Here is a 14353-nt window from a genome sequence, read left to right on the forward strand (position 1 = left end):
GTTCTCTGATTTACTGATAAATTACTCGTGCTGAAGCTTATGACCGCAGCTGCGGCAGAAATGATCCGAAAATGAGGCCGGTTCTCCGCATTTGGTGCAGTAGGCGCTTTTTGGAATTGAGCTCGAAACGGCTGCCGGCTGAACGACCACCGTATGGAACTGCTGTCCGCAGAACGGACAGTAGGTTGCGTCCGCGGGAAGCATTTTGCCACATCCGCATTCCTTCAGGTTTTGCAGATGCTGGATTTTCCGCTGCAGCTCTTCCACTTCTTCTTCCAAGGCAAAAATGGCCTCCCGGTATTTCTGGATCTCCGCGCTGGGGATCGTGCCGTCCGGTTTCTCCAAAGACTGATGGACGATACGGCCGATTTCCGTATAATTTTTTTCGATTTCCTTTTCCTTCGCCGCCGCTTGAAACTTCAGGGTTGTGGATTCAACCGTGTTCTGCGCTTTCTTGCCGGCATCCGAAACGCCCTGCTTGATTTTGTTGAAAAAGTTGGACATGACGGGTTTTCTCCTCCTTGCGTCCGTGTTCTGATGAAGCCCCTGCGTCGGTCACAGCGGCTTTTCATATCCTGTCCAGTCGTTTGACTCGCTTTTATGCTATTGTATGGCTCTTCCCAATGCATTATAACTGAGCCGGGGCCGAAGGGAAAGTCCCGCCAGCGTCCTGAACCGCGTCATTCGACAACTTTTGCATCATATTAAAAAAGAAAATTCGGCCAAACATTAGTGACATCCAAGCTGTCACCAATAGGCTGATACAATGATTCTACAGCGTGAAGAGGTGAAAAACATGAACCGTATGGACCGCCTGATGGCGATACTCATCGCGCTTCAGCAGGGAAATCTGACGGCCGCAGGGCTCGCCGCCAAGCTTGAAGTGTCGCGGAGGACCATTTTGCGGGATATGCAGGCCCTCTCCGAAATGGGCGTCCCCCTTGCCGCGGTGAGCGGCCCCCAAGGCGGATATTATCTGATGGAGGGCTATCAACTGCCGCCGCTGCAGCTCAATTCCCGCGAAGCCCTCTGCCTGCTGTTCGCGCTGGAAGGGCTGACCCGTTATGCGGACACGCCGTTCAATTCGGAGCGGTGGACCGTAATGGACAAAATCAAGGCCATTCTTCCACGGGAAACTGCGGAGACGGTCCATCCGATGCTGGATCGCCTGGAAGTGGAGGTGCCCAAGCGTAAGTATACCGTTCCGCACTTGAACGAACTGCTGGATTATGCCTCCAGCAATCAATGGGTATCGGTGTTTTACCATTCGATGAACAACCGCCGCAGGCTGCTGATCCATCCGCTGAGGATTTACGCCGCCAACGGGTTTTGGTACTGTGATGCCTACTCGCAAACCCACGGGGAGCAGCGGATCTTCCGGATCGACCGGATGACGGAGCTTCGCCCGGAAGACTCGCCTGAAGTGGGTGAAGGCGATGGCGATCGTCCTCGAGGAAAGTCGGAGCCGCAGACGGTCCATATCCGGGCGAAGCTGACCTACCGCGGAATGCTTCAGGTCGAGCGGGACGAGCATGTCGGAGAGAAAATCAGCGCGGTCGGAAACGAAGAGTGGCTGGCGGATTTTCATCTGCCGGTGTCGGAGTGGCATTGGGCCGTGCAGCTTTTTTACGCGCTTGGTACGGAGGCGGAGGTGCTTGAGCCCGAGGCTCTTCGCCGGGAGGTTTGCGCCAAGGCTGCGGGTTTGCTGGCTGCGTATGAGCAAGACCATACATAAGACGTTGGAGGAGATGATCAGGTGCTCAAGGAAAATGAACAAAAACCGATGCACATTGAACGGTACGAGGACGCGTGCGATTTAATCGCCCGTGTCGGCATCCTGCCGCTGGCCGGCTTGATTCCGGGACATCCATCCCTGGACGGGGTCACTCCCAAGGAGAATTGGCATACGGGAACCGAACGGGATCCCTGGCTGTGGCGCGCCCGGTTTCCCGGTGACGGGACGGCGGCTTACGGCAAATTCATCAAAAAGAAGGCGGTGCTGATCGCGGCGGATTGGTTTCCGCTGGTGCTGCGGCTGCTTGGTAGTGAAGAGGATCCCGAAAAGCGATACCGGGACGGCTTGCTATCCAAGCCGGCATGGGAGTTGTACCAGCTGATCCGGGATGACGAAGGGATCGAGACGAGGGAGCTGCGGGCCCGCGCGGGCATGAAATCACCGGACCGGAAAAAGGAGTTTGATCAAGCGCTGGCGGAGCTTCAGGGGCAGCTCTCCATCGTCATTTCCGGTGTCAAGGAGAAGCGTAACCTGCTCGGAGAGAAAAACGGCTGGAGCAGCACCTCCTACCAGACAACACGGGATTGGATGCATCAATATGGTATCGAGCGGTTCCGGGGAACGAGGGAGCAGGCGCAGTCTGAACTGAAGTTGAAAATGGAGGATGCATGTACACCGGAAGCTGTAGCGTACATGCATAAAGCGTTCGGCATCCGTTAATCAGAATTAAAGGAGGAACTGTTGATGGGAGCAAAGGAAGGAAGGTCAGCCCGTCTGGAAAAAGCCAGAGCATTCGTGCTTGCCAATGCGCGGCTGCTGGACCGGCGTCGTTATGAAATGGGGTTCGAAGGAGGATCCGCGGATGGGGTTATTGCTGCGCTCAAAGCCTATCAGAACCCTGACGGCGGGTTCGGCAATGCCCTGGAGCCTGACATGCGTACATCCGCAAGCCAGCCTGTAGCGGTGGAGCAGGCACTCTGGGTCATGGACGAGGCGAACCGTTTTGATGCGGATATCATCGAAGGGATCGTATCATATCTCAAATCGATCACCATCCCGGACACAGGCGGTTTCCCCCGGGCACTGCTTTCCGTTAATGACGCCCCGCATGCTCCTTGGTGGATAACGGAAGACGACCAGCAGGCATCGCTGAATCCAACCGGAAATATTCTCGGTCTGCTCTACAAGCAGACGGCCGTGAACGATTTCAAGCAAGAGGAATGGTTCACGCGAAGCGCGGAATTCATCTGGAACCGGATTCCCCAGGCAGATCAGACGGATTATCATGACCTCCACCAATGCATCACCTTTTTGCAATATGCTCCCGATCGGGGAAGGGCCTCAGCGATGCAGGAGGAGCTGAATCGCTGGCTCCGGCAGCCGGGCGTCATTGAGCTTGACCCCCGCGCGGAAGGCTATGTCCACAAAGTGCTGGACTGGGCGCCTGTTCCGGCCAGCTACGCCGCTGAACTGATCTCCCCGGCGGATATCGAGCGTCACCTGGACGATTTGGAAGAACAACAGGAGGCGGATGGCGGATGGAAGGTGTCTTTCCCATCCATCAGTCCGGGCAATGGAGCGGAATGGCGGGGGCTGATCACGGTTAACCGGCTGATCACGCTGCGGGCATACGGCAGGCTGTAGCAGCGTCATTTCGTATCGGAATGATATATGGCAAAAAAGCAAAAGGACAGCATCCGGCTGTCCTTTTACTGTCCACGCTTTGATAAAGTTTAGTATGTAGCATCTAAATGGCCGGCATGACATTGCCGCCGTTCACCGGAATGTAAGCCCCGGTGATAAAGCTCGACAAGTCGGACGCCAGGAACAGTACTGCATTGGCAATTTCCTGGTCGGTGCCCCGGCGCTTGAGAGGAACGCTGCTCGAATACCCTTCGCTGACCTCGGTGTTATTCTCCCGGTCACGGTCGCTGATGGTCCACCCGGGAGCGACCTGATTGACCGTAATGTTATGCTCGCCGACCTCCTTTGCAAGCACGCGGTAGACACCGTCCATACCGCGCTTGCCGGCAACGTAAGCGGACTGGCCGGGGAAGTTCTGCATGGAGCACTCGGTGTTGATGCCGATCATCCGCCCCTGCTTGCGCTCGATCATGGCCGGGATGAAGGCTTTGGCCAAAAGGACGTTCTGCAGCACGCAGGATTCGAACTGGCTCCGGTAATCCTCGGCCGGCTGGTTCAGCACGCTGGTCCATTCATACTGAATGACAGCGTTTGCGACAACGATGTCAATCGCCTGCCACTCTCCCAGCAGGCGGTCTCTCATCGCCGTAACCGATTGGGCATCGGTGATGTCGGCTTGAACGGCGATGCAGCGCCGGCCCAGCGCCTCAATTTCCTGCTTCAGCTCCAGCGCTTTCTGTTCGTTGCCGCGGTAGTGGACGGCCACATCGGCTCCGGCACGGGCCAGTGTACGGGCCATGACCCGTCCAAGCTGGCCCGAGGCGCCGGTGATCAAAGCGGTTTTCCCCGTAAGATCTATGGATATCATCAAACTGCTCCTCTCCATGGTAGGTGAATTCGTACAAATCGTACCACCGGCACCCTGGAGCGTCAAATGGAATCCATGATTATACCTGAACGGGAGGTGGGGAGAGGGAACGTTTTGTAAATACAAAAAAGCACCCCGTCGGTCATGCGACCGTCAAGGGTGCTTCCAGAGAATTAAGCCCAGTTTCCGTTGACAAACACCGGCTCTTCTTTGCCATCATGGGTGATTCCGGTAATGTTCATTTCGGGAGAACCCATCATGAAGTCGACGTGTGTGATGCTCTGGTTCATGCCATGGGACTCAAGCTCGTCCTGGGACATCGTCTTACCACCCTGTATATTGAAGGCGTAAGAGCTGCCGATTGCCAGGTGGCAGGAAGCATTCTCATCATACAAAGTCGTATAGTACAGGATATTGCTTTGTGAAATCGGAGATTGGAAAGGAACAAGGGCTACCTCGCCAAGGTAGTGAGAGCCTTCGTCCATCTCGATCAGGCGTGCGAGCGTGTCCTGGCCTTCTTCCGCTTTGTAATCTACGATACGGCCGTTTTCGAATGTCAGCGTAAAGCGGTCGATGATGTTGCCGCCGTAACTGAGCGGTTTGGTGCTGCTGACGGTTCCGTTCACGCCGGTTTTGAGCGGAGCGGTGAACACCTCTTCGGTCGGGATGTTGGCGACAAACGTCGTACCCTGCTCATTGACGCTGCCCGCCTGGGCCCAAATATGGCCTTCGGGAAGCTCGATCGTCAGATCCGTGCCCGGTGCCGTAAAATGCAGCTTTTGATATTTTTTGGCGTTCAGCTCATCCGATTTTTGCTGCAGCCTATCAATATGCTCTTCCCAAGCGGCGATCGGATCCTCGCGGTCCGCACGGCATGCATGGAAGATAGCGTCCCACAGTTTGCCGACCTGCTGATCCTTCGGCGCATCCGGGAACACCTTCGCGGCCCAGTCCGGGGAAGGGAAAGCAACGCCCGTCCAGCTCATTTTATCCGCCTGCTGAAACTGGCGGTATTTCGCCATCGCCTGACCATAGGTGCGCTGATAATCGGCGATTCTTCCAGGCTCTACTCCTTTGAGCAGGTCGGGACTGGAGGAGAGAACGGTCAGGAAAGCGGCTCCGTTCTCAGCGAGCTCGGTCATTTCGCCCGCATACCAAGTCGGGGCTTCAAGGAAAGATTCCGCCGGTGCTAGATCGTACCGGAGCCGGGTGACCGCCTCGTCGGTATAATTGACTTTGACGAGCTTGGCGCCGATCTCATACGCCTTGCGGACGATCAGGCGAACGAGCGGGGCGGCGTCGATCGTTGCATTCACGACCAGCGTTTGTCCGGGCTGCACGTTTGCACCGATTTTGACGGCAAGCTCGGCATAATTGTTTAATTTGTCTTCGAACGAGAGCATAGGCTCTACCTCCACATATGTATTCAATTCTTCCCCATTATAAATTAACCACTGGATAAATAAAACACCTGACTACAAAAGAGCCCTCCTGTCATCGCTTCAGGAAGGCTCTTGCGGCTCCAATATTTCATCGTATGCAGAACAAGGATTCACAGCATTAATGGACCGATTGGAGTCAGTCCTTAAAATGCCCAGTTTCCGTTTTTAAATACAGGCTCTTCCGAACCGTCATCGTTAACGCCGAAAATGTCCATTTCCCCCGAGCCGATCATAAAGTCGACATGGGTCACGCTTGTGTTCAGACCGCGCTCAGCAAGCTGCTCCTGATTCATGTCCTTGCCGCCTTCAACACAGAAGGCGTAGGCGCTGCCGATCGCCAAATGGTTGGAGGCGTTTTCGTCAAAAAGTGTATTGAAGTACAAAATGTTCGACTCGGAAATCGGTGATTGATGCGGAACCAGCGCGACCTCGCCGAGGTAGTGCGCGCCTTCGTCCATTTCGACGAGATGCTCCAGCGTTTCCTGTCCCTGTTCGGCGCTGACGCCTACGATCCGGCCATTCTCAAATGTAATGGAGAAGTTGTCGATGATGTTGCCTCCATAGCTCAGCGGCTTGGTGCTTCGAACCGTGCCGTTTACGCCCGTCTTCAGCGGCGCGGTGAACACTTCCTCGGTCGGCATATTGGCGACGAAGCTGTGTCCTTTCTCGTTGATACTCTCGCCGGCTGCCCAGATATGTCCTTCCGGAAGCTCGATGGTCAGATCGGTTCCCGGTGCGATATAGTGGAGCTTCTTATATTTTTTGGCGTTCAGGATGTTCGATTTTTCCTCCAATGTGGCCAGATGCTGCTTCCAGGCACCGACCGGGTCTTCCTGATCGATGCGCACCGTATGGAAAATCGCTTCCCACAGCTTCTGCACCCGTTCAGATTCGGGGGCATCAGGGAACACCTTTGCAGCCCATTCCGGCGAAGGGACAGCCACGATTGACCAGCTGAACTTGTCTGCCTGCTGGTAAGCACGGTAAGGTGCCATCGCCTGGCCGCGTGTTTTTTGGTTCATGGCGATCCGTTCCTGCTTGATCCCCTTCAGCAGATCCGGGTTCTCGGCAATCACGTGCAGTAAGGCTGCCCCGTTTTCCACGAGTTCGATCATTTCCCCTGCAAACCATTTCGGTGGAGTCGCGAAGACTTCATCGTCGGCCCGTTCATACTGCAGACGGGTAACGATTTCGTCGCTCCAATTGACTTTGACGAGCTTGGCGCCCGCATCATATGCTTTTTCCACGATTAAGCGCACAAATTCCGCCGACTGGATCGATGCGTTGACGACCAGCGTTTGGCCCTTCTGGACGTTGACGCCTACACGGACGGCAAGATCGGCATATTTGTTTAATTGACTGATGAAATCGGTCATGGATTCATCCCTCCAGATACTGGTTATCAACTGACACAAGTAGTATTGTACTAAATTGTTCCGCATAATGAAAACCTAAGCTCTGCCGTTTGATGGAAACGGCCGCCTTCATGGTATACTATAGTATCAAATACACCACTTAGAAGGAGCAATGGATTCATGGACTTTACAATTATCGAAGCCGGGATGAAGCTGGACGAGGAACGACACTACGTGGGGCACACCATTTTTACTTTGGAGGGGCATAAGTCCAAGTATGAGGTTACCTTTTTCAGCAAGAAGGGCGATGATTGGGATTACAGCCTGAACTATGCGGACGAATCGGGCATCGAAGAGGAGATGCTTCAGGCCGATGCGCGGCTGGAAGAGGACGACGACCTGTTTGATGCGCTGCTTGATGCCGCGATGGATACGATGGAAGACGGCGAATAGTCGGAAGGCTGGACGGAGCAGTCTATATTTTAAGTCATAAGGAAAGGTGAGCCGACGTGAACAATGAAGATGAGCTGGGTCTGTCTGAAACGATACAGGTCCATCTGAAAAAGAGCCTGTCCACTATTAAGGCGGAAATCGAGAGCATGCTGGCGACGATCGACCAGAAGGAATGCTGCATTCTGAATGAGTTTGAGCAGATCCACAGCGTCTTTACCGACATGCAGATGACGGCCGCATCCTATTATCTGAATGCGTATCTGTCGCCTTATACAGATCGCTACGTAGCATTGTCCACAGCGCTGCAGCATCTGTCGGAGCGGAATCACGGGGCGCTCATCGTCGTCAAAAGAAACGATGCGCTCCCGCCGCTGGTGCATTCCGGCATACCGGTCGGGGCAGACGTGTCGCATACCCTGCTGGAATCGATTTTTTATCCCGGGGGACCGCTGCACGACGGGGCGGTGCTGGTCGACAAGAACCAAATCGTCTCCGCCGGCAATGTGCTCCCGGTTTCCAAAGCGCTGCGCGAGGGGAAACTTGGAACCCGTCACCGGGCCGCGTTGGGGCTGTCAGAAATATGCGATGCGCTGATCCTTGTCGTTTCAGAGGAGACGGGCAGGGTTTCTTTTGCCCTGAACGGAACGCTCTATCCGGTACGCCCGGGGGAAATGGATTCGCGGCCGGTGTTCAGCCCGGATGTAGCCGTCCCTGGAGGGGATTGAGGCAAGTTCGTGGCAGCCAGCAGCTGCAGGATCGGAGTCAAACTTGTGTACGCAGAGCGATCTGACGCATAATGGACATACAGGCATGCTGCATGGCTCCATTAGAAAGGGCCGGCATCGGCGTCTCTACCCGTTTTGTTCCTTCGCTGAACAAGGGGAAATGAGACAACGGACGCAGAGGGAAAGAGGTGCATCATTATTATGTTTTACATCATAGCGCTGATCGTCATTGCGATCGACCAACTGAGCAAGCTCTGGGTCCGCTCATCCATGGTCGTCGGAGGTTCGAGGCCTTTTCTTGCCCCGTACGTTCATTTTGAGTACTACCAAAATTCCGGAGCCGCATTCAGCTCGTTCCAGGGCTACGGCAAGTTATTTGTCGTATTTGCGGTGTTTGTTACGGCCGTCATTATCTATTACCGGACCAAAGGGGTGCTTAAGGGGACATGGATGGAGCTGGCCACGGGCTTTCTCGTCGGCGGGGCGATCGGCAATGCGATCGACCGGGTGCTGTTCGGCAAGGTTACCGATTTTATCGTCCTCGGCCGCATGACAGGCATTATGAATATCGCGGATATCGCGATTAATATCGGCATCGTGGCCATTATTCTGTCCGTGATTTTTCGCCGCGAGCCCAAGCAGTCTTATTCCTGATGCCCTATTAGCCGGACATCTGGAATCATGATGTGCAGACAGCAGACTCCCGGGAAGCCGGGAGTTTTTCGCGAGCCCGGGATTTTCGGCTGTAAAAGAAACAAATGGGCTACAATATGGTTAATAGTTTGATAGCGTGATCGGTCATTGAAGTAATTCGAATCGACGCCATCATGGTATACGTACATATGGGGGTATGCAGATTGAAATCCAGATATTTGGCCGGGTATTCCCTGGCTGTTATGGGTGCGGGCTTTCTCGTCATGCTTTTCCTGCCGCAAAATTCGTGGGTTAAGCTGCTGCTGGGAGGCTTTGAAGCCGGACTCGTCGGCGGATTTGCCGACTGGTTCGCGGTCACCGCCTTGTTTCGCCATCCGATGGGGGTTCCGATCCCACACACGTCGCTGCTGCTCAAAAACCGCAACAAAATTGTCAATTCGCTCATTTCTGCATTGGAAACCGAACTTCTGAATAAGGAAAGCATCACGTCCAGACTACGGCAGATGAAGCTGTTCCAGTCTGTGTCGACCGGGCTGTTCAAGCTGATCCGGCGGAAAGAGGTCCGCATGAAGCTCCTGTCTTCGCTGGAGCAGGCCGTTCGCGAACTGCCGCTGGAGAAAGCGGCCCCGCACATCCGGGACATGGTGCTTCGGTACATCCATAGCCGGAACATCACCGAATTGTTAAACCGTGTGGTCAAAGAGACGGAAGCGCACCAGCTGGACGAGAAGGTATTGGACTACGGACTGCTGTACGCCGCAGAATGGGTGAACAACCCGGACAACGAAACGATGCTCGGCAAGCTGGCGCATGCCAAACTGGATGAGCTTCAGCTTGGAGGAATGAAGGGCTTTGCCGTTCAGGCAATGCTTGGCTTTATGAACGAGGAGAAAATGGGAGCGATTCTGAAGAAGCTGATCCTCTCGGCATTGCTGGAAGTGGCGAATCCGGAAAGTCCATACCGGGAACGGGTTGTCAAAGGCATCCGGGAGCGTTTGGCCCAAGTAGCCGACAGTCCGGAAACGGAAAGCCGCGTAAAGGGTTGGCTGGATGACAAGCTGAGCTCTGAGAACGCGGAAGCATGGATTGCCGGCCAGCTGAACCATTTGCGTGAACGTCTGCTGCTGTGGATGGAAGCCGAACGGGAGCGCGGCGGGCGTATATGGATTCGTCTGTTCCGCTGGTGCCATGATTTGTTGCAATCCAAGGAAGAGCTTACCCACCGGTGGGAACAAGGGGTTCTGGCAATGATCGTTCAGCTGGTGGAATCCAATTATTACCGAATCGGCGTGCTGGTACGGGAAAATCTGGACAAGCTGGACGATCAGTCGCTCGTCAACATGCTGGAGGAGAAGGTAGGCAGCGACCTGCAGTGGATCCGGGTCAACGGCGCGATTTGCGGATTCGTGATCGGCATCGTGCTGAGCGCCATTCATTTGTTGATTTTAAACGGGTAATTTCAGGGGAAGGGACAGGTGAGAATAATGAAAAGGAACCAATTGGGAACATCAGAACTGAACATCAGCGAGATCGGGCTGGGCTGCATGTCCTTGGGAACCGATGAGGCGCAGGCTGAGCGAATCGTTCACGCGGCGCTGGAGCGGGGCGTGAATTTTTTGGACACCGCGGATCTTTACGACAGCGGCAGAAACGAGGAAATTGTCGGTAAGGCGATCCGCGGGCGCCGGCAGGACGTTGTTCTGGCGACGAAGGTAGGAAACCGGAGAATTCCCGGTAAAGAAGGCTGGGTATGGGACCCTTCCAAAGCGTATATCCGCTCTGCGGTAAAAGAAAGCCTTCGCCGTCTCCAAACGGATTATATTGATCTGTACCAGCTCCATGGCGGTACGCTGGACGATCCGATTGACGAGACGATCGAGGCGTTTGAGGAGCTGAAGCAGGAGGGCGTGATCCGCTATTACGGTATTTCGTCGATCCGTCCAAACGTGATCCGGGAATACGTAAAGCGTTCCGGAATCGTCAGCGTCATGAGCCAGTACAGCATTCTGGACCGCCGCCCGGAGGAAGAGGTGCTGCCTTTACTGGCCGATAACCGTATCAGTGTCATCGCCCGCGGTCCGGTGGCTTCCGGTGTCCTGACCGAGCAGGGCGGAGCGAAAGTGGCGAAGGGGTATCTGGATTACAGCCCCGACGAACTGATCCAGATCCGCGAGCAATTGCAGCGCCTGGTCAAGAATGACCGGAGTATGGGGCAGACCGCGATCCGGTACGCCTTGGCGAATCCGGTCGTGGCGACGGCCATCGCGGGAGCAAGCTCCCTGGAGCAGCTGATCCACAATACTGCGGCTGGAGACGCTCCGGCGCTCACTGAAGAGGAGATCGAACGGATCCGAAGCTTTAGTAAGGCTAATCAGTATTCAGTGCACCGTTAATCACATTATTTTTCTTTATAAAAAGGAGCCGTCCCCGGGTCGTGAATGACCTTTGGACAGCTCCTTATTTTTTCATATGTGTGGACTTATAAAGGGACTTTATGGGATGTCAATAAGAGCATAGAAGTGCAGCTAAACGTTCTGAGTCAGCTTTAAGGCAGCCATCAAATCCGCTCTGCGTTCCGTCCGATTGACAAACAGCTCCCCGTTTTGGATATGGTCGATGTACAAAATCCCGTCGAGATGGTCCATCTCATGCTGAATGCAGCGTGCCAAATAATCCTCTGCCTCCATCAGAATCGTTTTGCCCTCACGGGTTAACGTACTGATCTTCACGTATTTCGCCCGCTTCACGATACCGGTATACCCGGGGTAGGATAAGCAGGCTTCCGGTCCGGTCTGCTCTCCGGACTGCTCCAGCAGCACCGGATTGATCAGCTCAACGAGCCCGTCCCCGCAGTCCATGACGATCACCCTGCGGAGAATGCCGATCTGCGGTGCGGCCAGGCCGGCTCTGCCTTCTTCCGCGTACAGGGTATCCGCCATATCATCCAGCAGCTTGTGAATTCTCGGCGTTATTTCCGTAACGGGTTTGGCTTTTTTGCGGAGAATCGGATCTCCGAAGGGAAGAATTTCTTTTTCCGACATGCTTGTTACCTCCAGTTTCAATAAACGTCTAGGCCCCTCTAACGTCCGATGGGGTATGATGCCATAAGTCGCTAGGAGTGCAGTCGAGAGCTGTGCACAGCGCATCCATCGTATCGGCTTTTATCTGCTTCGGATTGCTGTTCAACAGGGCGCTGATCGAGGGGGGAGACAGCTCGTAGCCGGCTTTGTCCTTCAGTAGACGGGCCAGTGCGGCTCCCGTCCAAATTCCGCGTTCTGCCATCACTTGGCGCAGCATCCATATGAGCATCGCTTTCAAACCACCTTTGTACGTTCAGTATATGTATATCCAATCATTTAGGTGATGCCTAATATTTTTAGGTACGAACTAATATAACATAATCGTTGGCAGAAGGGAAGAACGAGGATATAAGCATAATGGGCCGTTATTGTTGGAAATTCTCGAAACCTTGTTATGGATTCCTCTGTAAAATATAGCCATTCCATGTAGGGAAGCTTGTAGAATTTTGACTAACGGGAAGTGCTTTCACGAACATTAAATTATTTTTGACGTATCTGTTGTCTAAGCCTGATTCTCTAGTATAATGGTAACGAAAGCCAATCAAGAAGGGATGCGTGATGCATGAAGTTCAGCGAGTACGAATACAAGCGGCCAGACGTGAAAGAAATTGAACAACGGTTTAAACAACTGATCCAGCAGTTCGAGCAGGCGGCTTCCTTTGAAGAGCAGGACAAGGCCATGTCCGATATCAACAAGCTGCGCAGCGAATTCGAAAGCATGGCAGAGATTGCCGTCATTCGCCATTCCATCGATACGAACGATGAATTTTACAAGGCCGAACAAGAATACATCGATGAAGCAAGTCCGGTCTATCAAGAATACATAACCGATTATTATAAAGCGCTGGTAGAGTCCAAATTCAGAAGTGAACTCGAAGCCAAGTGGGGAACGCAACTGTTCAAGCTTGCCGAGCTGGCGCTTAAGGCCTTCCATCCGGATATCATCGAGGATATGCAGCTCAATAACAAGCTGGCCACCGAGTACAGTCAGCTCATCGCTTCTGCGAAGATTCCGTTCGAAGGCGAGGAGCGGACGCTGTCCCAGCTGCTGCCGTTTGAGCTGTCGCCGGACCGCGACCTGCGCCGGAGAGCGTCGGAAGCGAGATATTCCTTCATGGCGGAGCATGAGCAGGATTTTGACCGGATCTACGATGAACTCGTGAAAACCCGGACGCGCATGGCTCAAAAGCTCGGATATAAAAATTATGTTGAGCTTGCCTACATTCGCATGAACCGTACGGACTATGACGCCGACATGGTGGCCAACTTCCGGAAGCAAGTGCTGGAACACATCGTACCCGTAGCCCAGAAGCTGAAGGAACGCCAGCGCGAGCGGATCGGCGTCGATTCCCTGCGGATCTATGACGACAATTTCAGCTTCAAGACCGGGAACGCGACGCCAAAAGGGGATGCGGACTGGATTCTGGAGCAAGGGAAGAAGATGTACGCGGAGCTGTCTCCGGAAACCGACGAATTTTTCAAATTCATGGTCGACCGGGAGCTGATGGATCTCGTCAGCAAAAAGGGCAAACAAAGCGGCGGATACTGCACGTTTATCAGCAAATACGAATCGCCGTTCATTTTCTCCAATTTCAACGGCACTTCCGGAGATATTGACGTTCTCACGCACGAAGCCGGCCACGCCTTCCAGGTCTATTCCAGCCGTCATTATCAGGTGCCGGAATACCTGTGGCCTACGTATGAATCGGCCGAAATCCATTCCATGAGCATGGAGTTCTTCACGTGGCCGTGGATGGAGAACTTCTTTAAGGAAGACACGGAGAAATACCATTTTGACCATCTGTCCAGTGCGCTTCTCTTCATTCCATACGGGGTATCCGTCGACGAATTCCAGCACTTCGTGTATGAGAATCCGGACGCGACGCCGGAGGAGCGCAAAAGCGCTTGGCGCGAAATCGAGAAGAAGTATTTGCCGCACCGGCAGTACCCGGACAACGAATACCTGGAACGGGGCGGCTTCTGGCACAAACAGGGGCACATCTTCCAGGCGCCATTCTATTACATCGATTATACGCTGGCGCAAATTTGCGCGTTCCAGTTCTGGAAAAAGATGAACGAGGACCGCGAAGCGGCTTGGGCGGATTACCTGAGACTGTGCCAGGCGGGAGGATCCCGTTCCTTTACCGGACTTGTGGAGCTTGCCGGACTGCAGTCGCCGTTTAAAGACGGCACCGTCGCTTCGGTGATCGGCGTCATTGAGAACTGGTTGAACAGCGTGGACGACAAAGCGCTGTAAAATGAAATACTTGCGAATAAAAATGTAGAAAGCAGGCATTGGGGATGAGCCCCATGCCTGCTTTTTGTGTATGACGTAATTTTGGTGCACACGTTTTCCGCTGACCGGAATCGGGTAAGCATCAGTAGCAGGAGGGTGTC

The 14353-nt window shown here is 54.0% G+C and carries 15 protein-coding genes; 9 read left to right on the forward strand and 6 right to left on the reverse strand.

Features of this window, described 5'->3' with window-relative positions; genetic code table 11:
* Positions 1-21: 21 nt before the first annotated feature.
* A complete protein-coding gene (locus tag C7820_RS05015; RefSeq protein WP_076171647.1) occupies positions 22-504 on the reverse strand; it encodes a zinc ribbon domain-containing protein in 483 nt (160 codons plus the stop codon).
* A gap of 292 nt (positions 505-796) precedes the next feature.
* Between C7820_RS05015 and C7820_RS05020 the strand changes: the two genes are divergently transcribed.
* From C7820_RS05020 to C7820_RS05030, 3 genes are read left to right on the forward strand one after another with little or no spacing between them, the layout of a single operon-like run.
* Entirely contained in the window at positions 797-1735 is a 939-nt protein-coding gene (locus C7820_RS05020; RefSeq protein WP_116230001.1) for a helix-turn-helix transcriptional regulator, read from the forward strand.
* A gap of 21 nt (positions 1736-1756) precedes the next feature.
* Positions 1757-2455 carry an AlkZ-related protein gene (locus tag C7820_RS05025; RefSeq protein WP_258875120.1) on the forward strand — a complete coding sequence of 233 codons (699 nt, stop codon included), beginning with the start codon at positions 1757-1759 and terminating at the stop codon, positions 2453-2455.
* A 24-nt stretch (positions 2456-2479) separates the two neighbouring features.
* Positions 2480-3379: a hypothetical protein gene (locus C7820_RS05030; RefSeq protein WP_116230002.1), complete on the forward strand. Its 900-nt coding sequence runs from the start codon at positions 2480-2482 to the stop codon at positions 3377-3379.
* Between the two features lie 103 nt (positions 3380-3482).
* Here the strand turns inward: C7820_RS05030 and C7820_RS05035 are convergent, their stop codons facing one another.
* From C7820_RS05035 to C7820_RS05045, 3 genes are all read right to left on the reverse strand, one after another.
* Positions 3483-4247: an SDR family NAD(P)-dependent oxidoreductase gene (locus C7820_RS05035; protein WP_397334097.1), complete on the reverse strand. Its 765-nt coding sequence runs from the start codon at positions 4245-4247 to the stop codon at positions 3483-3485.
* 173 nt (positions 4248-4420) lie between these two features.
* On the reverse strand, positions 4421-5650 hold the full coding sequence (locus C7820_RS05040) for an aminopeptidase (protein WP_116230003.1): 1230 nt from the start codon (positions 5648-5650) through the stop codon (positions 4421-4423).
* A 182-nt stretch (positions 5651-5832) separates the two neighbouring features.
* Complete coding sequence (locus C7820_RS05045) at positions 5833-7065, reverse strand: aminopeptidase (protein ID WP_116230004.1); 1233 nt, start codon at positions 7063-7065, stop codon at positions 5833-5835.
* Between the two features lie 159 nt (positions 7066-7224).
* Between C7820_RS05045 and C7820_RS05050 the strand changes: the two genes are divergently transcribed.
* From C7820_RS05050 to C7820_RS05070, 5 genes are all read left to right on the forward strand, one after another.
* Positions 7225-7497: a hypothetical protein gene (locus tag C7820_RS05050; RefSeq protein ID WP_116230005.1), complete on the forward strand. Its 273-nt coding sequence runs from the start codon at positions 7225-7227 to the stop codon at positions 7495-7497.
* Between the two features lie 56 nt (positions 7498-7553).
* Positions 7554-8222, forward strand: coding sequence for a sporulation-specific diadenylate cyclase CdaS (gene cdaS, locus C7820_RS05055; protein WP_076171658.1), 669 nt, complete (start codon positions 7554-7556; stop codon positions 8220-8222).
* 201 nt (positions 8223-8423) lie between these two features.
* Positions 8424-8876 carry a signal peptidase II gene (lspA, locus tag C7820_RS05060; protein ID WP_258875121.1) on the forward strand — a complete coding sequence of 151 codons (453 nt, stop codon included), beginning with the start codon at positions 8424-8426 and terminating at the stop codon, positions 8874-8876.
* Positions 8877-9079: 203 nt separating this feature from the next.
* Entirely contained in the window at positions 9080-10333 is a 1254-nt protein-coding gene (locus tag C7820_RS05065; RefSeq protein ID WP_181908934.1) for a DUF445 domain-containing protein, read from the forward strand.
* Between the two features lie 27 nt (positions 10334-10360).
* A complete protein-coding gene (locus C7820_RS05070) occupies positions 10361-11269 on the forward strand; it encodes an aldo/keto reductase (protein ID WP_116230008.1) in 909 nt (302 codons plus the stop codon).
* A 132-nt stretch (positions 11270-11401) separates the two neighbouring features.
* Here C7820_RS05070 and def read toward each other — a convergent pair whose 3' ends face one another.
* Positions 11402-11917 carry a peptide deformylase gene (gene def, locus C7820_RS05075; protein WP_116230009.1) on the reverse strand — a complete coding sequence of 172 codons (516 nt, stop codon included), beginning with the start codon at positions 11915-11917 and terminating at the stop codon, positions 11402-11404.
* Positions 11918-11945: 28 nt separating this feature from the next.
* On the reverse strand, positions 11946-12185 hold the full coding sequence (locus C7820_RS05080) for a helix-turn-helix domain-containing protein (RefSeq protein ID WP_116230010.1): 240 nt from the start codon (positions 12183-12185) through the stop codon (positions 11946-11948).
* A gap of 333 nt (positions 12186-12518) precedes the next feature.
* On the opposite strand from C7820_RS05080, the gene C7820_RS05085 reads away from it, so the two are divergent.
* Positions 12519-14213 (forward strand): M3 family oligoendopeptidase, encoded by a 1695-nt coding sequence (locus tag C7820_RS05085; protein WP_116230011.1) that lies wholly within the window; start codon positions 12519-12521, stop codon positions 14211-14213.
* Positions 14214-14353: the final 140 nt, after the last annotated feature.

Origin of the sequence: Paenibacillus sp. VMFN-D1 (assembly GCF_003386155.1) — a bacterium.
Classification (GTDB): Bacteria; Bacillota; Bacilli; order Paenibacillales; family Paenibacillaceae; genus Paenibacillus_AQ; species Paenibacillus_AQ favisporus.